Source organism: Vibrio wakamikoensis (genome assembly GCF_050337275.1).
GTDB classification, from domain to species: Bacteria; Pseudomonadota; Gammaproteobacteria; order Enterobacterales; family Vibrionaceae; genus Vibrio; species Vibrio chaetopteri.
In genome coordinates, this window is record NZ_JAKJST010000012.1 from 57,417 (window position 1) to 77,466 (window position 20,050).

At 46.2% G+C, this 20,050-nt stretch carries 15 protein-coding genes and 4 tRNA genes; 16 read left to right on the forward strand and 3 right to left on the reverse strand.

The genetic code is table 11. The features are described 5' to 3' along the window. Positions 1–171: 171 nt before the first annotated feature. Positions 172–1,239, forward strand: coding sequence for a DUF3089 domain-containing protein (locus L4C42_RS00990; protein ID WP_418641571.1), 1,068 nt, complete (start codon positions 172–174; stop codon positions 1,237–1,239). 185 nt (positions 1,240–1,424) lie between these two features. Here L4C42_RS00990 and L4C42_RS00995 read toward each other — a convergent pair whose 3' ends face one another. Next, positions 1,425–3,803, reverse strand: coding sequence for a DNA polymerase II (locus tag L4C42_RS00995; RefSeq protein ID WP_418641570.1), 2,379 nt, complete (start codon positions 3,801–3,803; stop codon positions 1,425–1,427). Between the two features lie 484 nt (positions 3,804–4,287). Between L4C42_RS00995 and uvrY the strand changes: the two genes are divergently transcribed. The 14 genes from uvrY to L4C42_RS01065 all read left to right on the forward strand — a co-directional run bounded on the left by uvrY (position 4,288) and on the right by L4C42_RS01065 (position 17,516). Continuing rightward, on the forward strand, positions 4,288–4,932 hold the full coding sequence (gene uvrY / locus L4C42_RS01000) for a UvrY/SirA/GacA family response regulator transcription factor (protein ID WP_006075673.1): 645 nt from the start codon (positions 4,288–4,290) through the stop codon (positions 4,930–4,932). Between the two features lie 13 nt (positions 4,933–4,945). Further along, positions 4,946–6,781 (forward strand): excinuclease ABC subunit UvrC, encoded by a 1,836-nt coding sequence (gene uvrC / locus L4C42_RS01005; RefSeq protein ID WP_429758966.1) that lies wholly within the window; start codon positions 4,946–4,948, stop codon positions 6,779–6,781. Positions 6,782–6,829: 48 nt separating this feature from the next. Next, positions 6,830–7,384 carry a CDP-diacylglycerol--glycerol-3-phosphate 3-phosphatidyltransferase gene (pgsA, locus tag L4C42_RS01010; protein ID WP_353498401.1) on the forward strand — a complete coding sequence of 185 codons (555 nt, stop codon included), beginning with the start codon at positions 6,830–6,832 and terminating at the stop codon, positions 7,382–7,384. Between the two features lie 355 nt (positions 7,385–7,739). Beyond that, positions 7,740–7,813, forward strand: a tRNA-Cys gene (locus L4C42_RS01015). 18 nt (positions 7,814–7,831) lie between these two features. Then, positions 7,832–7,907, forward strand: a tRNA-Gly gene (locus tag L4C42_RS01020). A 66-nt stretch (positions 7,908–7,973) separates the two neighbouring features. After that, a tRNA-Leu gene (locus L4C42_RS01025) sits at positions 7,974–8,060 on the forward strand. A gap of 26 nt (positions 8,061–8,086) precedes the next feature. Beyond that, a tRNA-Gly gene (locus L4C42_RS01030) sits at positions 8,087–8,162 on the forward strand. Positions 8,163–8,530: 368 nt separating this feature from the next. Continuing rightward, positions 8,531–9,253 (forward strand): riboflavin synthase subunit alpha, encoded by a 723-nt coding sequence (locus tag L4C42_RS01035; protein WP_353498402.1) that lies wholly within the window; start codon positions 8,531–8,533, stop codon positions 9,251–9,253. Between the two features lie 501 nt (positions 9,254–9,754). After that, positions 9,755–12,652 carry a pyridoxal phosphate-dependent class III aminotransferase gene (locus L4C42_RS01040; protein ID WP_429758969.1) on the forward strand — a complete coding sequence of 966 codons (2,898 nt, stop codon included), beginning with the start codon at positions 9,755–9,757 and terminating at the stop codon, positions 12,650–12,652. 21 nt (positions 12,653–12,673) lie between these two features. Further along, positions 12,674–13,918, forward strand: a complete 1,245-nt coding sequence (locus L4C42_RS01045; protein WP_353498404.1) for a carboxynorspermidine synthase — start codon at positions 12,674–12,676, stop codon at positions 13,916–13,918. Between the two features lie 195 nt (positions 13,919–14,113). Continuing rightward, a complete protein-coding gene (gene nspC, locus L4C42_RS01050; RefSeq protein ID WP_429758971.1) occupies positions 14,114–15,247 on the forward strand; it encodes a carboxynorspermidine decarboxylase in 1,134 nt (377 codons plus the stop codon). Positions 15,248–15,369: 122 nt separating this feature from the next. Continuing rightward, entirely contained in the window at positions 15,370–15,930 is a 561-nt protein-coding gene (locus L4C42_RS01055; protein ID WP_353498406.1) for a YceB family lipoprotein, read from the forward strand. 124 nt (positions 15,931–16,054) lie between these two features. Further along, positions 16,055–16,504 carry a DUF1499 domain-containing protein gene (locus L4C42_RS01060; protein ID WP_353498407.1) on the forward strand — a complete coding sequence of 150 codons (450 nt, stop codon included), beginning with the start codon at positions 16,055–16,057 and terminating at the stop codon, positions 16,502–16,504. Positions 16,505–16,568: 64 nt separating this feature from the next. Then, on the forward strand, positions 16,569–17,516 hold the full coding sequence (locus L4C42_RS01065; protein ID WP_429758974.1) for a DUF3179 domain-containing protein: 948 nt from the start codon (positions 16,569–16,571) through the stop codon (positions 17,514–17,516). Positions 17,517–17,581: 65 nt separating this feature from the next. Here the strand turns inward: L4C42_RS01065 and L4C42_RS01070 are convergent, their stop codons facing one another. Next, positions 17,582–18,256, reverse strand: coding sequence for a type 1 glutamine amidotransferase domain-containing protein (locus L4C42_RS01070; protein WP_353498409.1), 675 nt, complete (start codon positions 18,254–18,256; stop codon positions 17,582–17,584). Between the two features lie 133 nt (positions 18,257–18,389). On the opposite strand from L4C42_RS01070, the gene L4C42_RS01075 reads away from it, so the two are divergent. Continuing rightward, positions 18,390–19,274 (forward strand): LysR family transcriptional regulator, encoded by an 885-nt coding sequence (locus L4C42_RS01075; RefSeq protein WP_353498410.1) that lies wholly within the window; start codon positions 18,390–18,392, stop codon positions 19,272–19,274. A 5-nt stretch (positions 19,275–19,279) separates the two neighbouring features. Here the strand turns inward: L4C42_RS01075 and L4C42_RS01080 are convergent, their stop codons facing one another. Beyond that, positions 19,280–20,050, reverse strand: a complete 771-nt coding sequence (locus L4C42_RS01080) for a LytR/AlgR family response regulator transcription factor (protein WP_353498411.1) — start codon at positions 20,048–20,050, stop codon at positions 19,280–19,282.

The following is a 20,050-nucleotide window of genomic DNA, read 5'->3' on the forward strand; positions in this document are numbered from 1 at the left end:
AACCGGCTATAGCAAACACGCCTTTGCCCCAAACTTTCTCAGAACTTCCGAACGGAACACCTGACCTGTAGAAACGTTAACCTAATCAGTACTATCCATAAGCTCTCTGCTATATTTGCAATGTATGTTACGGTGTCTGCTGTTATGTCTATCCACCTGAGTGGAGTTATCATGAAAAAAATCATTCTATTAGTAAGTGTTTTATTAGTTTCTTTCATTGTGTTTTTAATAGGGCCAAAAACAATACTGTTGCTTTTAAATTACCCAATGCACGATTTTGGCGATAAAAAAATAGCTGATGCACCAAATTACGCACTTGAAAGTGATTGGGAGTTATATGGACAAGAGCCTACTCAAGATTTAGGGGTCGATGTGTTTTTTATTCACCCAACAGGATATTTTAGAAGTGAGCATTGGAATAGCCCTTTACTAGAAATGAGTGCTGCTAGTCATAATAGAAGTTGGATGATGGCTAATATGGCTGTTGTTTTTAGTGACTTTTCTGTATATGCACCAAAATATAGAGAAGCATCAATTTACGCTTTTTTTGATGTGGAAGGCCAGAATGGCCAATCTGCCCTAAACCTTGCATATAGTGATGTAAAAGCTGCCTTTTATGCTTTTCTTGAGAAAACTAACGGTAGGCCATTTATTATCGCAGGGCACAGTCAGGGATCAGCGCACGGCATTAGATTATTAAAAGAAATTGAAAAAAGTTCCTATTCTTCTCGACTAGTTGCAGCCTATTTTCCTGGTGGCATACAAGCATCGATGGTCACAGAGTTGATTACTCCCCTTTGCTCTAAAAGTACAGAAACCAGCTGCTACGTTGCATGGTCAACTTATGGGGCTGACTATAAGCCAAATGATGACGAATTAAGGGATCCGTTCGTTTGTGTTAACCCTATTTCTTGGATTATTGATGGTAGTGCAGAAAAAGAAGAACATCTAGGTATGGTTACTGAGGTTGGCCAAGTTAGTTTTAAGGTCATGGGTGATGATCGAGTTCCCGACTATACCTTTACTCAACTATCACCTCCAATATCAAAGTATACGGATGCAGATTGTGATCAAGGAGTACTTCGAGTCCATATACCTAATCCTGAAAGTTATAAAGTATTTAGTGATAATGACTATCACAATTACGATTACTCTCTTTTTCATATGGATGTCAGAGAGAATGCTCGGTTAAGGGCGGAGCAATATCATGAAGATTTTAATAGTAAGGCGCGTAATTAAAAATGCATAACAAGAGGATATGTCAGATTTATTTCGATATCCCAAACAAATTTTTGTCCAAAACTGTTTCAGAAAGTGGTCAAATTCTAGCTTTTTATAGCCCAATAATTGCTTGAAAAGGCGCGTTTCCGATCAAAGTTTGTTGTCCTCCGACAAAATGCTATTGTTTGAACAAAACCTAGCAGTTAGAACAGCCCCATTTGTGGTGCACTCAAATCATCGAAGTTCATGCCAATAAACGGCAAGATAGCCTCCGCAACTGGCCTTAACTGCTTATCAATGTAGTGTTGATAGTCGATGGGTGAGCGTTGATACTCTTTTGGTTCAGGCCCATTAACAGTTATCACGTACTCGATGCGCCCGCGATTTTGATATTGTAACGAGCGTCCTAATTGTTGGTTGATATCATCCGCCATTCTAGCTGCTCGTACTTGTGGCGGAACATTCTTTTGATACTCGTGCAGCTTTCTACGTAGTCTTTTCTTATACACCAGTTGCGTATCATATTCACCCCGTAGCGTCGACTCAACAAACTCTCGAACATAGTCAGCAGGATCTTGATGGTTAAACACCATCATATAAAGTGTTTGCTGAAACGCCTGTGACAGCGCCGTCCAATCGGTACGCGCACTTTCCAATCCTTTAAAGATGAGGCGTGCATTATCACCTTCACCGATTAGGCCTGCGTAGCGTTTTTTAGAGCCAGTTTCTGAGCCGCGTATGGTTGGCATTAAAAATCGTTGATAATGTGTTTCGTACTCTAGCTCTAAGATCGAAGTTAGGTTGTACTCTTGCTCGAGATGCTCAGTCCACCAATGGTTGATCGCCTCAACCAGTTCGTTGCCGACTTTATCTGCTTCTTCTGGTGAAAAGGCAGCGTTTAATGACACGAAAGTAGAGTCCGTATCACCATAAATTACCTGATAGCCTTTCTCTTCAATCAGTTTTTTGGTGGTCTTCATGATTTCGTGTCCACGCATCGTGATGGAAGAGGCTAGCCTTGTATCGAAAAAACGACAACCCGATGAGCCAAGCACGCCATAGAATGAGTTCATGATGATTTTAATGGCCTGGGAAAACGCCTTTTCATTGTTGATTTTTGCGACATCACGCGCCTTCCACAATTCTTGAATTAAATTTGGAAGAAAATGCTGCATTCTATGGAACTGACCTCCTCTAAATCCTGCGACGGCTTGGTCGTCATCTTTGCCGATTTCAAGCTTCAGGCCTTCTATTAAGCCCATTGGATCAATCAAAAATGAGCGGATAATCGAAGGGTATAGGCTCTTAAAGTCGAGAACCAAGACAGAATCATACAGGCCGGGAATAGAATCCATCACATAGCCGCCAGGGCTTGCCACCCAGTTCTCAGGATGCAAATTAGGAGCTGCGTAGTGAGCGCGGTGCAATCTAGGTAAGTAAAGATTGGTAAAAGCTGCCACTGAGCCCCCGACGCGGTCGAGTTCCACTCCCGTCAACTTGGTACGTTCAATGACAAACTGTAGCAGGTGGGTGTGCTCAAAAATACGGTTCACCAGCACGCAGTCTTGTAAGTTGTACTTGGCAAGTGAGGGCTTGTCTTTGCGGAACATGGCGTTGATTTCATCCATGCGATCATGCACGTTGTGGATGGCTTTACCTTCTCCGAGCAGTTCTTGAGACACAGACTCAAGCGACCAAGAACGAAAGTTATAGGTCGCGGTTTTAAGGGTATCTATCCCATCTAACACCACCCTACCTGGCATAGTGATAAAGCTTTGCTGGCTAGAGGGCAGAGTGCGGAAGTAGATTTTTTGTGTATTGCGTCCAAGTGAGAGTACAACGTTATTGAACTCAGCTCGCTTGTTGAGCAATTTGAAGTCGAAATCGATAACGCTCCAACCGACAACCACATCGGGGTCAAACGTTTGAAACCAATCATTGAGCGCAAGCAGCAGCGATTTCTCGTCATTAACCCATAGGGTAGGCGTTTCACACGCTTGTGGTTCGCCAATCATAATAACGCGGCTGTCGCTTGGACTATCAAGACCGATGGAATAGAGCACGCCCTTTTCCGAGCATTCAATGTCGAGTGACACGACTTTGAGCTCTGGTTGGTAATCGTGAGCCTTACATTTAGCTTCTGTTATACGTAGGAATTGGTTCGGCCGACCTGGATTGATGGTTTCTGCACGTCCTGATACCGCTAAGCTGCCCTGAATATAGCGTTCCATCAAAAAGCGGTCTGCCAGTTTAATGTCGGCTTCCAGTACGAGAATATCTGCCGCTATCAGTTTTTCATTCAACTGGCGAGCGGCGGCGATAGAATCGCTGTATACCGCTATCAGGTCTTTGCCGTCAAAGCTCGACATCTCTATTTGCTTGAAATTGACGGTGAGCCTTGCATCGTGCGCTACGTTTTGAACATGGCCTCTGTCATCATTTGGTACGAAAAAGACGGGTTTTTGTCCTTCGATGAGAATCTGCGCGGGCCCTTGAGGTGTGGATAGCCACAATTCTATTTGCGGGCCAAAGCGAGTATCTCTGGCTTGGCGGGTTAATAAAAAACCTTGATGAATGTCCAAATGAAGCAAATTCCTACATGATGCGCTGAGCTTGAGTAAATTTTGTGCAAATTCTTACACAATGATAGCCCTGAGTGATAGTCAAGTGTAACAAAGGTCCCACTAGAGCCAAAGTTTCTCAAATTGGGCTAAACTTTAGTAGCAATACTAGATTTCTAGAATAGTGATTTATATCGATATTTTGCAATTATGTAGCGGATAATGTGATAGGTGTTTCATAGTGGGTTAAAGTGGATTTATGCCCATAAATCGGGGGGTTACGTTAGAGATAACTAATGGTTGTATGATTTGTAACCTAATGATTTTAAAGTTTTTATGATTGACGACGTCGAATCTTCGTCGTAATGTGTTTCGCAAACTATGCGCCCGTGCACGATTTGTATGGGAGCTTTTAAACGTAAGATGAGGTATGATAGTCAGCCATGCTGCTATCCACTAACCTCAAGTGGTCGCAGAGCCAATAGATAAGTGTGGAGATACAAGTTTGATTAATGTTTTCCTTGTAGATGATCACGAACTGGTTCGCACAGGGATACGACGTATTATTGAAGACGTCCGTGGAATGAATGTGGCAGGGGAAGCTGACAGTGGTGAAGAAGCCGTAAAATGGTGTCGTAGCAACCATGTTGACGTCATTTTAATGGATATGAATATGCCTGGTATTGGTGGACTCGAAGCGACGAAAAAGATCCTTCGCCATAATCCAGACATTAAGATCATCGTGTTAACTGTGCATACGGAAAACCCATTTCCGACAAAAGTTATGCAGGCAGGTGCCGCAGGCTACCTGACCAAGGGCGCTGCGCCAGATGAAATGGTGAATGCCATTCGTCTTGTTAACAGCGGCCAGCGCTATATCTCTCCTGAGATTGCTCAGCAGATGGCGCTTAGCCAATTTTCATCAGCATCAGAAAACCCGTTCAAAGATCTCTCTGAACGTGAACTTCAGATCATGATGATGATTACCAAAGGCCAAAAGGTAACGGATATCTCAGAGCAATTGAGCTTGAGTCCTAAAACCGTGAATAGCTATAGATATCGACTGTTCAGTAAGCTTGATATCAACGGTGATGTTGAACTGACCCACTTAGCGATTCGACATGGAATGCTAGATACTGAGACCTTATAGTTGAGACAGTATCGTGTCGGAACCCATTTTTGACTCAACATCATTCCTCAAAACCGTAACTAACCAACCCGGCGTCTACCGTATGTATGACGCCGAGTCGGTCGTTATCTACGTTGGTAAAGCCAAAGACCTCAAAAAGCGCCTTTCTAGCTACTTCCGCAAGCGAGTAGATAGCGAAAAAACCCGCGCGCTGGTCAGCAACATCCACAAAATCGATGTCACGGTTACACATACCGAAACCGAAGCGTTGATCCTCGAACACAACTACATCAAGCAGTACCTTCCCAAATACAATGTATTGCTTCGAGATGATAAGTCGTATCCTTATATTTTTCTGTCAGGCCATAAACATCCAAGGCTTTCCATGCATCGGGGGGCAAGACGGAAAAAAGGCGAGTACTTTGGCCCTTATCCAGACTCTGGAGCCGTGAGACAAACCCTACACTTGCTACAAAGGATTTTCCCTGTTCGTCAGTGTGAAGACTCTGTCTATGCCAATCGAAGTCGACCGTGCTTAATGTACCAAATTGGTCGCTGTGCGGGGCCTTGTGTCAGCACTATCATTTCCGATGATGAGTACGATGAATTGGTTGGTTTACTGCGTTTATTCTTGCAAGGCAAAGACAAAAACGTAGTGCAGATGCTGGTGGAGAAGATGGATGAGGCGAGTCGCAATCTAGCCTTTGAACAAGCCGCTAAGTACCGTGATCAGATCCAAGCCATCCGACGTGTTCAAGAGCAGCAATTTGTCTCTGAAGACAGTGACGATGACATGGATGTACTGGGTTTTGATCAGGAAAATGGTGTGGCTTGTGTCCATATCTTGATGATTCGCCAAGGTAAAATCTTAGGCAGCCGTAGCCATTTTCCTAAGATCCCAAATAATACAGAGCAAGCTGAAGTCTTTTACAGCTTCTTGAGTCAGTATTACCTTAATCATTCTGAATCACGAACGATTCCAACGCGGATCATTCTGAATGACGGTTTGGTTGAAGACGTCAATGACATGTCGAAGGCCCTGACTGAAATTGCCGGTCGCAAGGTTTTATTCCATATCAACCCAACTGGCGCACGAGGTCGATACCTTAAGCTATCGAACACCAATGCACTTACAGCGATCACCACTAAGATCAACCATAAAATGACGATCAATCAGCGCTTCAAGGCCCTTCAAGAGGCATTGAGCATTGAGAACATCACTCGCATGGAATGTTTCGATATCAGTCATACCATGGGTGAGAACACCATTGCCTCTTGTGTTGTATTCAATCAAGAGGGGCCGGTGAAACAAGAGTATCGCCGATACAACATCACAGGTATAACCGGTGGCGATGACTACGCCGCAATGGGGCAAGTCCTTGAGCGTCGCTATTCGAAGCAAATCGATGTCGACAAAATCCCCGATATTATCTTTATAGATGGTGGTAAAGGGCAGCTCAATCGCGCTGTTGATATTGTGTCTGAATACTGGGACGATTGGCCGAAGCGCCCACTAATGATGGGTATTGCTAAAGGTGTAACTCGTAAACCGGGTCTGGAGACTTTAATTACTCCTGAAGGGCGAGAGTTTAATTTACCGAGTGACGCGCCAGCGCTGCATCTTATACAGCATATTCGTGATGAGAGCCACAATCATGCGATTGCGGGACATAGAGCAAAACGTGCGAAAGCTCGTCGTACCAGTCCGTTAGAGGGAATTGAAGGTATCGGCCCGAAACGTCGCCAGTCATTGCTGAAATACATGGGTGGCTTACAAGAGCTGAAACGTGCAAGTGTAGAAGAAATCGCCAAAATACCAGGAATTAGCAAATCTTTGGCAGAAAACATCTATCAAGCATTGAAACAGTGATGAAAATCCCGCAACATAAACAGGCAGTAAAATAGAGCCGATAATAATATGCGTTTAAACATCCCTAACATTTTGTCTTTGTTGAGATTATTTCTCATCCCCGTGTTCGTCGTTGCTTTCTATCTTCCGTATAGTTGGGCGCCGTTTGCCGCCGCTATGATTTTCTGGGTGGCAGGCTTCACTGACTGGCTCGATGGGATGTTAGCGAGAAAGCTTGGGCAAACGTCCCGTTTTGGTGCTTTCATTGATCCGGTCGCGGATAAAGTCCTAGTGGCCACCGCACTCATTCTCATCACTGAACATTACCATTCCATTTGGGTCACCATTCCTGCTGTGACCATGATTGCCCGAGAAATCATTATTTCAGCACTGCGTGAGTGGATGGCCGAGATTGGCAAACGAGCAAGTGTGGCAGTGTCTTGGGTGGGCAAGGTCAAGACTGTTTCTCAAATGTTTGCGCTCTGGGTTCTTATTTGGCGTTATGACGATTGGATGATTTGGGTAGGTTATGTGGCGCTGTATGTCGCGACTGTTTTGACTTACTGGTCAATGATGCAATACCTAGCGGCAGCAAAAGACGATTTGCTTAATGCAGATGAGTAGTTAGCGGATTACTTCAACAGTATTTAGTACAAAGGCGAGCATTAAGCTCGCCTTTGTGCTTTTTAGCTCAGTATGAAATTTGCAGGAGTAGGTGCCAGAAGGACTAAAAGTCGACTCAAATCAAACGTCTCGGCTAGGTGTCTTTTGGTAAGTTGAGAAGTTTACTAGACCTAAATGTGCATGTTTTTGCTAGAAAATTGAGCAAATTAGCGGTTTTTGGGTATTTCTTGGTCAAACGATTCAAAATATCAAAAAACGTGTTGACTCATTTTCCTGATTGCGTAAAATGCCTCCCGTACTCAAGAGGAACTGCTTAAAACGAAAGTGAAGAGCAAAACTTCAAGAGTAACAAAAAGGCGCCTTGGCAGAGTGGCTATGCAGCGGATTGCAAATCCGTGGACCTCGGTTCGACTCCGGGAGGCGCCTCCATTCTCTCTTAGAGAATATGCGACACTAGCTCAGTTGGTAGAGCGCAACCTTGCCAAGGTTGAGGTCACGAGTTCGAACCTCGTGTGTCGCTCCAAATATATAGTGATATGGCCTTGAAGGCGGTATCAAGATGGTGTCTCCATCGCAAAGGATTTTGCGTGCCCTGGTGGTGGAATTGGTAGACACAAGGGATTTAAAATCCCTCGACGTTCGCGTTGTGCCGGTTCAAGTCCGGCCCGGGGCACCATCTCAATTTAGTCTGAAAAGACAAATGCGACACTAGCTCAGTTGGTAGAGCGCAACCTTGCCAAGGTTGAGGTCACGAGTTCGAACCTCGTGTGTCGCTCCAAACACTAAAACCCCAGCAGAAATGCTGGGGTTTTCTTGTTTCTAGCGATGTGCATTAGTCTCGCCTGAGGTCCCGGTTTGGGAATGAGGTGAACCTCGTGCCCGCATCCGGTCGAGTCGCTCCAAACACTAAAACCCCAGCAGAAATGCTGGGGTTTTCTCGTTTTAGCCATTTGTCATAGCTGCCGCTTAATCGAGGCAGTTGTATTGGGAATGAGGTGAACCTCGTGCCCGCATCCGGTCGAGTCGCTCCAAACACTAAAGCCTCAGCAAAAATGCTGAGGCTTTCTTGTTTTAGCCTTTATCTTACTGATTCTTTTTGCAATGATGTCCGTACTAAAAGCACTCTAATCGTTAATCGAGGCCTCTATGTTTACCGGTATTATTCAATCCGTCGCCACCATTGATAAAATTACAGATCTTAATGGTATCCGTACTTTTGAAATTGACTTTGAAGAAGGCTTTTGTGTCGATGTCGAAATTGGCGCTAGTATTGCTGTGGATGGTGTCTGCCTAACGGTAACCGAGATCCAAACCGACAAGCGTTTATCGTTCGATGTCATGCTGCAGAGTCTCAACATCACCACACTGAGTTCATTTGAACAAGGGCAAGTAATCAATGTTGAACGTGCGGCTAAAGATGGTGCGGAAATTGGTGGTCACCCGCTATCGGGGCATGTGGACTTTAAAACGCCTCTAGTGGCCGTAGAACAGCAAGAAGACAACTATCGCATCAAATTCCAACTGCCCAAAGAGTGGAAACCTTATGTATTCCCTAAGGGTTATATCGCAATCAATGGCGCGAGTTTGACTGTGTCTGAGGTCGATAAACAAGAGGGCTGGTTCGATGTTTGGCTTATCCCAGAGACTCGCCGCATGACGACTTTTGAAGGCAAGGGTGTGGGCGATGACGTTAATATCGAAATTGAACGGGGTACGCAAGTTGTCGTCGATACGGTGCGAGACACTATCGCAGAAACATTAGGGCCGCTTCTACCTATGTTTGAAAAGTTCTTAGAGCAGAATGGTGTGGATGTAGACGCGATTGGCCATGCGACTACTAAGAGCTTGAGCGATAAGAAAGATCAGTAAACATGTTAAAAAAAGCCGCCTCCAACGAGGTGGCTTTTTTTATGGTATAGGTTTGATATCGTTAACAAATGCTTTATAAATTGAGCAATACTTCCACTGATAAAACGGTTGCGATGATAATGAGTTTTATGTTACTTTCCCGCCCAATCTCGGAATGAATCTGGGGGATACGCGTCGTAACCATTCAAGCTGATTGTGATACGACGTAGGGTAGGTACTGGTTATGCCAATAATCAGTAGACGGGATACTGATGCCTGGACAGGCATATTTATGGGAAACCCAACATTGAAACACATTAACTCTCACTCAAAAATCAGCTTTGTACTTCCAAACTGTGTATTACGCGTAAATCGTAGTATCACAGAGCCTTGATTCTCAACATCGATCTATTTTCCTAGCGCGTTTGCGTTGGGCTTCGTCACATCTGTTATTCAGGTGGGGCTCGTTTTGTTGTTCGCGTAACAGCTAATTCTGTGCGCGTAAAATCAGGTTACAAGTAAATGAGTACAGCATTCGAATTTGATTCCAAAGAATTCGCGTCTTCGATTTCCGTGCAAGTTCCGCATGTCGAAGGCACCTACGATCTGACCCCAGATCAAGTTCTACTAGACCAAGCTGAGCATGAATCAGAAGTACGTTCGTATCCACGACGTCTTCCGATTGCCATTAAGCGCGCTTATGGTGCCTTAGTGGAAGATACTCGTGGTCAAATCTTCTTAGACTGTTTAGCCGGTGCAGGCACCTTGGCGATGGGGTATAACCACCCTGAAATAAACCAAGCTCTAAAAGAGCAGCTAGATTCTGGTCTGCCATACCAAACGCTCGATATCACTACAGAAGCTAAAGACCGCTTTATCAAACGCGTAAAAGGCTTCCTGCCAGAGCAGTTTGCTGTGGATTCAGTGATTCAGTTTTGCGGCCCTTCTGGGGCTGACGCAGTGGAGGCGGCCATCAAGCTTGCCAAGCAAACTACCGGTCGCAACACCATGTTTGCCTTCCGCGGTGCGTATCATGGCATGACGAATGGCACCATGGGCATGATGGGTAATCTTGGTACTAAGGCGCGTCGCACCGGACTGATGTCCGATGTGCACTTTATGCCATTCCCGTACAGTCTGCGTTGTCCGTTTGGACTCGGTGGCGATGCGGGCGCTAAGCAAAGCATTCGCTACATTGAGCGTCTTCTCAATGACGACGAAGCAGGCATCATGAAACCTGCGGCAATCATTGTTGAGCCAGTGCAAGGTGAAGGTGGCGTGATCCCGGCTCCGGCGTTTTGGCTCAAAGAGCTGCGCAGGATCTGTGATGAACATGAAATTCTACTGATTCTGGATGAGATCCAGTGCGGTGTGGGTAAAACGGGTTACCGATTTGCCTTCGAAGAAGCGGGAATCAGCCCAGATATCCTTTGTCTTTCCAAAGCGATTGGTGGCGGTTTGCCAATGTCGATCTTGGTGTTCAACAAAAGTGTCGATACCTGGAATGCTGGTGAACACACAGGGACATTCCGTGGTAACCAATTAGCGATGGTGTCGGGTGCGAAAGCGCTTGAGATCATCGAGCGAGATAACCTTGTCGAGCACGCCAGTATTGCAGGCGAATATCTGCGCCTTGGTCTAAACAAAATCAAAGATCGCGTGAACTGCATTGCCGAAGTTCGCGGCAAAGGCCTGATGCTAGGCGTTGAAATCGTTAAACCAAGCGGCGAACACAACAAGTTTGGTGAGCCTGTTGCTGATGGCGGGCTGACACTCGCGATTCAACGCGCTGCGCTCGAGCGCGGTCTAATGGTTGAAAAAGGTGGTCGTGACGGCTCAGTCATTCGTTTTCTGCCACCACTTATCATAAGCTTTGAGCAGATTGACTTTGCGCTGCGCACTATCGAAGAGGCGATCATTGTTGCTGGCGGCGGCGAGAAAACCGAGCAAGAGGCGAAGGAATCTAGCTGGCGAAAGCACTTCATCCATACTGGTGAGCAAGGTGCCACTGAGTTTGCCCAGGTGATGAATCACACCACTCAAGCGATGAAAAAAGTGTTTGAGAAGGTCAGCAAACCATACTCTGGGTTGGATCCGAAAACGCTCGAACACCTTATCAATGACGTCAATCTTGATAGTCAAAACAACAGCCTACAAAGCGTTGTGGATGAAACAGCAGGACTTGTTGCTGAGCACTCAATCTTCACTCAACACCCAGACTGTATTGCTCATTTGCACACGCCTCCGCTGATGCCTGCGGTAGCAGCAGAAGCCATGATTGCGGCGCTAAACCAGTCAATGGATTCTTGGGATCAAGCATCTGCAGCAACGTATGTTGAGCAAAAGGTGTTGGATTGGCTGTGTGAGCGTTATGGGCTTGGCGAAAGTGCGGATGGCATTTTCACCAGTGGTGGTACGCAAAGTAACTTGATGGGTTTACTGCTCGCTCGTGACCGTATTGCGGATATCACTGACGGTCACTCTATTCAGAAACTGGGTCTGCCAAGCTACGCCGATAAACTGCGTATCGTATGCTCAGACAAGTCACACTTCACGGTACAAAAGTCAGCGTCACTGCTTGGTCTTGGTGAAAAAGCGGTGCACTGCGTAGCAACTCACGACAATGGCACGATTAAGACAGATGCCTTGCTCGCTGATATCACAGCACTTAAGGAAGAAGGACTCATCCCGTTTGCATTGGTTGGCACCGCTGGCACTACAGACCACGGCGCGATTGATGACCTAGCTGCCCTTGCCGATATCGCCGCTCAGTTTGGTCTTTGGTTCCATGTTGATAGTGCTTATGGCGGCGCTCTGATTTTGAGCAGTCATAAAGATAAGCTCCAAGGCATCGAAAAAGCCGATTCCGTGAGTGTTGATTTCCATAAGCTGTTCTATCAAACCATCAGCTGTGGCTCACTGCTTGTTAAAGACAAAGCTAACTTCAAATACCTGCTTCATCATGCTGATTACCTCAATCGCGAACATGACGAGCTGCCTAACTTGGTTGATAAATCTATCGCAACAACCAAGCGTTTTGATGCTCTGAAAGTCTTTATGACGATGCAAAACGTCGGCCCAGATGCGTTAGGTGAGATGTACGATCATCTGATGGATCAAACTCAGCAAGTGGCCCAGTTGGTCGAAGCTCACCCTCAGTTTGAGCTGTTGGCTAAGCCGTCTCTATCGACTGTACTCTTTAGGGCGACAAACACAGAAGCCGCTGACTTAGAGCAACTCAATAAAACGATTCGTATCGAAGCGCTAACTCGCGGTGTGGCGGTACTAGGGGAAACCGTCGTAAACGGTCATTCGGCACTGAAATTTACAATTCTAAACCCTTGCTTGAAGCTATCGGATTTTGAGGCGCTTCTAAACAATATTCATCAATTAGCCCTTGAGCTAACTAACTCTCACTAAGAGAAAAAGGAAACAAAACAAATGGCAATTCTACAAATTGGTGCTGGTGGTGTTGGTTGGGTAGTCGCACACAAAGCGGCTCAAAACAACGATGTATTGGGTGATATCACTATCGCTTCACGCACTGTAGCGAAATGCGAAAAAATCATCGAGTCAATCAAGGGCAAAAATAACCTTAAAGATCCAGGTAAAAAGCTGGAAGCGCGTGCCGTTAATGCGGACGACGTTGAAGCGCTTGTTGCTTTGATCAATGAAGTAAAACCGGATCTCGTGATCAACGCTGGCCCTCCTTGGGTGAACATCACCATCATGGAAGCGTGTCTACAAGCGAAGGTGTCTTACCTAGATACATCCGTTGCGGTTGACCTCTGTTCTGAAGGCCAACAAGTACCACAAGCGTACGATTGGCAGTGGGGTTTCCGCGACAAGTTCAAAGAAGCAGGTATCACAGGCATCTTAGGTGCGGGGTTTGATCCAGGTGTAGTAAGTGTTTTTGCGGCATACGCTGTTAAGCACTTGTTCGATGAGATCGATACCATCGATGTGATGGACGTCAACGCAGGTGATCACGGTAAGAAGTTCGCGACAAACTTCGATCCAGAAACCAACATGCTTGAAATCCAAGGTGACTCTTTCTACTGGGAAAACGGTGAGTGGAAACAAGTCGAATGTCACTCTCGCATGCTTGAGTTTGATTTCCCGCTAGTCGGTAAACACAAGGTTTACTCTATGGCGCACGATGAAGTGCGTTCAATGCAAGAGTTTATCCCAGCGAAACGTATTGAGTTTTGGATGGGTTTCGGTGACAGCTACCTAAACTACTTCAACTGCATGCGCGATATCGGCCTACTAAGCCCAGACCCGCTAACACTGCACGACGGTACAGTCGTACAGCCATTGCACGTGCTTAAAGCACTACTGCCAGACCCAACCTCTCTAGCACCGGGCTACACAGGTAAAACGTGTATTGGTACTTGGGTTCAAGGTAAGAAAGACGGTAAAGAGCGTTCAGTCTTTATCTATAACAACGCTGACCACGAAGTGGCGTATGACGACGTTGAACACCAAGCAATTTCTTACACCACGGGTGTTCCGGCTATTACTGCGGCACTTCAGTATTTCCGTGGTAAGTGGGCAGAGGCTGGCGTGTTTAACATGGAACAGCTAGACCCAGATCCGTTCTTGGAGACAATGCCAGAGATTGGCTTGGATTGGCATGTTCAAGAGTTGGAAGTAGGTGCGCCGGATATTCAGGTTTTGAAGTAGGGGTTTAAGAGCACCCCCTCTAGCTCCCCCTTATAAAGGGGGAGAACTACTGGCTCGCTATCGCATCGCTAGTATATTAGGCGACGCGTCAGCGAGCCGTCTGTTCCTCCCCTTTATAAGGGGAGGCTAGGAGGGGTCAATCCACCAACCCAAAAACCTGCTAAAATCCCCCAACCATCACCCGGAACGCAAACCATGAACAAATCCCAACTCAAAACCCCATACTTCATGATCAACGAATCCAAGCTGATCGAAAACCTAGAGAAAGCCAAACACCTCAAAGAGATCTCAGGTGTCAAACTGGTGCTCGCGCTGAAGTGTTTCTCAACATGGGGTGTTTTCGACATCATCAAACCATATCTCGATGGCTCAACCAGCAGTGGTCCGTTCGAAGTAAAACTTGGTCACGAAACCTTTGGTGGTGAAACGCACGCCTACAGTGTGGGATACACCGAAGACGATGTTCGTGAAGTCGCGGATATCTGTGACAAGATGATCTTTAACTCTCAGTCTCAGTTGGCGGCTTACCGTCATATTGTGGAAGGCAAAGCGTCTTTGGGGTTAAGACTTAATCCGGGCGTTAGCTATGCGGGACAAGATCTGGCAAATCCTGCGCGTAAGTATTCTCGTCTTGGCGTGCAAGCTGACCATATTGATACATCTGTATTTGAAAGTATCGATGGCGTCATGTTCCACATGAACTGTGAAAACAAAGATGTGGATGCATTTATTGCTTTACTTGATGCGATTTCAGAGCAGTTTGGTGAGCATCTCAACAAACTCGATTGGGTGAGTATGGGCGGCGGCGTATTCTTTACTTGGCCTGGCTATGATATTGCAAAGCTTGGCGCGACGCTAAAAGCATTTTCTGACAAACACGGTGTTCAGATGTATCTGGAGCCGGGTGAAGCCATCATCACCAAGACTACCGATCTTGTGGTGACTGTGGTGGACATTGTCGAGAATGACAAGAAAACCGCCATTGTTAACTCAGCAACTGAAGCGCACCGTTTGGATACCTTAATCTACGATGAGCCGGCATCCATTTTGGAAGCAAACCCGGAAGGTGAGCATGAGTATGTGATTGGTTCGTGTTCTTGCCTTGCTGGGGATCAGTTCTGTGTGGCTAATTTTGATGAGCCGCTAAAAGTAGGTCAGCAGCTACACATTATGGATAGTGCTGGCTACACCATGGTGAAACTGAACTGGTTTAATGGATTGAAGATGCCATCTATCTACTGTGAGCGCTCTTCAGGCAACATCGAAAAACTTAACGAGTTTGGCTATGAAGACTTCAAGCGTTCACTGTCTCAGTGGTCCGTGAGCTAGTCGTTTAGTGAACATTTGAATGGCACAGGCAAGCACTTAGGGCTTGCCTGTTTTTTTATAAGCCCCTATCTTTTAACAAGATATGCGGTATGCGCTTCACTTTTCTCAAGGAACCTTTTCTGATGAAGAAACCATTCTCTGCCAAGTTATTTGGGCTACTCATAGTGCTGTTAAGTCTGTCTGGGTGCGTTAGCTACAGTATTACTGAGCAAGAGATGACCGATTACCTTAACCAAAACCTCAAGCTTGAACAGGCAGTAGGAATTGAGGATATGCTGTATGCAAAGGTGTCAGTTGATGACTTAAAAGTGAATATTGGACGCAGCGATAAAGACAGAGTTGCAGTGTTCGCCAATACCACAGCCGAACTGCACATGATGAGCCAACCAGAGATTAACTTAGATCTGGATATTGAGTTTAGTGCCATACCGAGCTACAAGAAAGAGACGGGTGAGGTGTTTCTCAAATCGCTTAGACTAGAGCGCTTAGATGAAGATGGCTCTGTGCTAACCCCGGAGATCAGGCAGCTAATCAAGCCCGCTGTCGCGTTGATTGGTAATGCCGTGTCGAGCTATCCGGTGTATCAGCTTGATGAAACCACGGTGAAGCAATCACTGCTTAAATCTTCAAGCCCTGAAGTGAAAGTGGAGAATAATAAACTGGTTATCGATTTTTTTGAGTAAATCGAGGTTTTTGAAGCAGTAAGTGATCTGGTTTGACCAGGATGGACTATTATGGGTAATTTATTCAATTAATTGGAAAAATGGCGCGAGGATACTCTTTCCGCCAACAGCAAAAGGACTCTTCATGATCAGCAAAATTTTCACCACTCTGATACTCGTTCTTATCGGCTACATGTTTTACAAAAATAATAGCATGCCGTCATATCTAGGTGTGGATGATGGTCAGCTAGCTAGAATGCCTTCTACTCCAAATGCGGTTTCTTCACAGACCAAGATTCCAGAAAAGCAGGTGCCACCTATCGCGTTTGACGACTTAGCGACAGCAAAATCTCGCGCATTGGCAGCGCTTAAAACCTTGGGTCGCAATGAAGTTGTTACGGACAATGGCGACTACGTTCATGCAGTGTTTACCACGCCTTTGATGCGCTTTCATGATGATGTAGAGCTGTATTTTGACGCTGACAACGGCGTAATGCACTACCGCTCTCAGTCTCGCACCGGATACAGCGATGCAGGTGTGAACCGTGCGCGCTATGATGAGTTTGTAAAAGCGTTTCAGCAGACTAACGGCTGATTTCTGAAAGCGATTCTCCTCACTGGCGGTCTGATTATTTATCTGCTGCTGTGAGGAGAGCCACATGCGTTCTATTCTTCCTGTACTTTCATTTGTTTTCTTTCTGCTTGCCCCTTCCTTTGGACTTGCGAAATCCCTTAATGGCTTTGAGTTAAACAACGCCACCGTACCTCTGAATTTGATTCAAAGTGGAGGACCGCCTCGGGATGGTATTCCTGCGCTTACTGATCCGAAGTTTGAATTAGGCAAGACCGCAAAAAGCGTAAAGCCACGTGATGTGGTGCTGGGTTTGATGATTAATGGCGAGGCGAAAGCCTACCCGCTGAATATTCTGAACTGGCATGAGATCGTCAATGATACTGTGGGCGGAGAGCGAGTTCTAGTGAGCTACTGCCCACTTTGCGGCAGTGGAATGGCGTTTAGTAGCAAGCCACAAGGGAATGAAAAGCCTGAGCTAGAGTTTGGTGTGTCGGGTCTGTTGTATAGCTCGGACGTGCTGATGTATGACCGTGAAACCGAGTCGCTTTGGTCACAAATCCATGGTGAAGCAGTTGCAGGGGCGCTGGTTGGCAGCAAACTTAAACAAATCCCAATGTCTCTGTCTCGTTGGTCAAGTTGGCTGCAACGTTACCCTGATACTAAGGTACTGTCGACGGAAACAGGATATCGGCGTGACTACGAGCGCGATCCTTATGCCGGTTATGCTGAGCATCCTAATCTCTATTTTCCCGTGGCGAATCAAGCGCCAAGTCAATACCACCAAAAAGAAATGGTGTTGGGTGTGCTGCTCGGTGATAGTGCCGTTGCTTTTCCATTCAGCGAGTTAGAAAAGCAAGACAAGATGAGTTTTGAGTATTTGCTTAGTAATCACACTTATACCATTCACTGGGATAGTCATAACCAGTCAGCTTGGATAACCGACAAAGACAGACAGACCTTAGCCTCAACTTTGCTATTTTGGTTCGCTTGGTATGCCTTTTATCCTGACACCCAAGTCTTTAGTGCATCTTAAAAATAAGCCCCTAGTACGCATGGGTACTTTTGGGGCTGGTTGTTTATTGCTTTATGTAGCGCACCTTATTCGCTGAGGTTTTCAACTAGTGCTTTACCCACGGCGTGGGCGCTTGTTGGGTTTTGGCCAGTGATCACGCGATCATCAACGATGACCAATTCTTGCCAAGGCTGCACTTTAGTGTAGCGACTGGCAGTACGTGCAAGAGACTCTTCTAGCAAGAATGGAATAGCATCGATAGTACCAAAGTCGACTTCTTCTTCACGAGTAAAACCTGTCACTGACTTAGAGGCCAACAGCTTTTCACCATTGCTCAGTGTGATTGGCAGTAGGGCACCTGGACCGTGACATACCGCAGACACAATGCCACCACTTTCATAGTGTTTCGCTGCAATTGCTGCGAAAGACTCGTCTGTAGCGAGATCAGACAGCAAACCAAAACCACCTGGATAGAAAATAGCGTCGTAGTCTTCTACGTTGACTTGCGAGACTGGAATCGTGTTGTTAATGCGGTTTTGGAAGTCATCGTTTGCCAGCAGTTCGGCATTGACGCTATCACCTTCGATATCTGTGCCATATAGCGGCGCTTGACCACCTTTGATTGAGGCAATGTCATACTCGAACCCCGCGGCTAGGATTTCACTGAGCGCATGGGTTAATTCTGGCGCGTAGGTACCGTTGGCTTGTTCGGTTTCACCTAGCGTTGCGTGATTGGTCACTGGGATCAGTACTTTTTTCATGATTCATTCCTTTTGAGCAGACGGGCTTTTTATTGTACGAATTAATATTAATTGCAAATCAGATGGGTGATAATTGGCGAATTAGGAAAAACATTATTGCTAAATAGCAAAGATAGGCATTGCCGAGGTCATTATGGAGAGCTTTGAAGGGATCAATGAGTTCGTTGCTGTTGCGGAAAGTCACGGTTTCTCGGCTGCGGCCAAGCAGCTTGGTTGCAGCACTAGCCATGTAAGTCGCCAAGTATCGAGATTGGAACAGCGGGTAGGAGTGGCTTTGCTGGCGCGCTCGACCCGAATGGTCAGTTTGACCGATGCCGGACAGGTGTATTACCAGCAATGTAAAGAGCTGGTCATTGGCTTACAGCAAGCAAACGAGCGTTTATCTTCTCAACATATTGAGCTTAGTGGCACGTTGCGCGTTAGCGCCGCTGGTGCATTTGCAGAAAATCATGTCGCGCCTGCTCTTATGGTGTTTGCTAAGCAATATCCAGAACTCACGGTTGAGATGGACTTTAATACCCGTATGGTGAACTTCATCGAAGATGGCGTTGATTTTGCGATTCGCTACGGCCGTTTGAATGACTCTGGGTTAGTGGCAAGAAAGCTGGTGGACAGACCGATGGCCGCCGCCGCAAGTCCGCAGTACTTGTCACAATACGGTGAGCCAACGCACCCCAATCAACTTGCCCAGCATAGCTGCATAATTGCCAATAATGACCATTGGCAGTTTGAGAAAGAAGGTACTCCCATGAGCGCTATTCGAGTCAGCGGTCGTTGGAGAAGCAACAACTCAAACGCATTACTGCAAGCGTGTGAAGAGGGGCTGGGTATCGCCTATTTGCCTCGAAGCAGTTTTGGGGATGCATTATCTACCGGCAAATTAACGCCCGTTCTAGAGCCCTATTGGGGCAAAGGTTCGAGCAGCTGGATTGTTTATCAGAATCGCCGATTTTTGCCCGTAAGAGCAAGAATGGCGATTGATTTTTTAGTGAATTACTTCGCTGATTGGCAAGAATGAGGCAGCTACTTGAAAAGGTGTTGCAAAGCACGGCTGACAGGAAGTTTGCTTCCAGCCACATAAGCGTTCATTTTTCCGGTGAGGTCTTTTTTCACCTTCTCGAGCTTATGAAGATTGATCATCGTTGAGCGGTGAATTTGCCAAAAACAGTCTGGGTCAAGCTGGTTTGATAGCTCTTTGATGCTGCTACGCAGCACATATTCCCGCTTGTCATCGGTGATTAAGGTCACGTACTTATCTTCGGCTTTTAAGTAGGCGATATCGTCGACCGACACCAGATGAATCTCATCCTGCTTACTGGCTTTAAGCCACTTTGAGAACTGTGGTGTTGCATTCAGGGACAGCTTTTCCAAATTGGCCATGAGCGAGCTAAGCTCTGGGGCTGCGCTATGTGAAGACAAGCGCGACTTAGCTTTTTCACATGCATCAATAAGCCTTGTTTCATCAATGGGCTTGAGTAAGTAGTCAATAGCATTGGCTTCAAAAGCACTGACAGCATAGTGATCAAACGCGGTGATAAAGATGATCAGCGGCGCTGGTTTATCGCTGTTTGAAGAACGTTTAGCGACCTCGCGCGCCACATCCAGTCCGGTTTTTCCCGGCATTTGAATATCCAAAAACGCGACATCGATGTATTCCTTTTCGATGGCGGAAAGCGCTTGTTCGCCGTTTTCACATTTCGCAACGACTTCGAGCTCAGGCCAAGCCTCTGCGAGCAGTTTGTCTAGGTGGAATCGGAGCAGCGGTTCGTCGTCAGCAATCAGTGCTTTTATCAT

Excerpts from the sequence above, each read along its gene's own strand:
- L4C42_RS00990 (WP_418641571.1), top strand. The coding sequence starts at position 172 with ATGAAAAAAATCATTCTATTAGTAAGTGTTTTATTAGTTTCTTTCATT.
- pgsA (WP_353498401.1), top strand. The coding sequence starts at position 6,830 with ATGCGTTTAAACATCCCTAACATTTTGTCTTTGTTGAGATTATTTCTC.
- L4C42_RS01035 (WP_353498402.1), top strand. The coding sequence starts at position 8,531 with ATGTTTACCGGTATTATTCAATCCGTCGCCACCATTGATAAAATTACA.
- L4C42_RS01040 (WP_429758969.1), top strand. The coding sequence starts at position 9,755 with ATGAGTACAGCATTCGAATTTGATTCCAAAGAATTCGCGTCTTCGATT.
- L4C42_RS01045 (WP_353498404.1), top strand. The coding sequence starts at position 12,674 with ATGGCAATTCTACAAATTGGTGCTGGTGGTGTTGGTTGGGTAGTCGCA.
- nspC (WP_429758971.1), top strand. The coding sequence starts at position 14,114 with ATGAACAAATCCCAACTCAAAACCCCATACTTCATGATCAACGAATCC.
- L4C42_RS01055 (WP_353498406.1), top strand. The coding sequence starts at position 15,370 with ATGAAGAAACCATTCTCTGCCAAGTTATTTGGGCTACTCATAGTGCTG.
- L4C42_RS01060 (WP_353498407.1), top strand. The coding sequence starts at position 16,055 with ATGATCAGCAAAATTTTCACCACTCTGATACTCGTTCTTATCGGCTAC.
- L4C42_RS01065 (WP_429758974.1), top strand. The coding sequence starts at position 16,569 with ATGCGTTCTATTCTTCCTGTACTTTCATTTGTTTTCTTTCTGCTTGCC.
- L4C42_RS01070 (WP_353498409.1), bottom strand. The coding sequence starts at position 18,256 with ATGAAAAAAGTACTGATCCCAGTGACCAATCACGCAACGCTAGGTGAA.
- L4C42_RS01075 (WP_353498410.1), top strand. The coding sequence starts at position 18,390 with ATGGAGAGCTTTGAAGGGATCAATGAGTTCGTTGCTGTTGCGGAAAGT.
- L4C42_RS01080 (WP_353498411.1), bottom strand. The coding sequence starts at position 20,050 with ATGATAAAAGCACTGATTGCTGACGACGAACCGCTGCTCCGATTCCAC.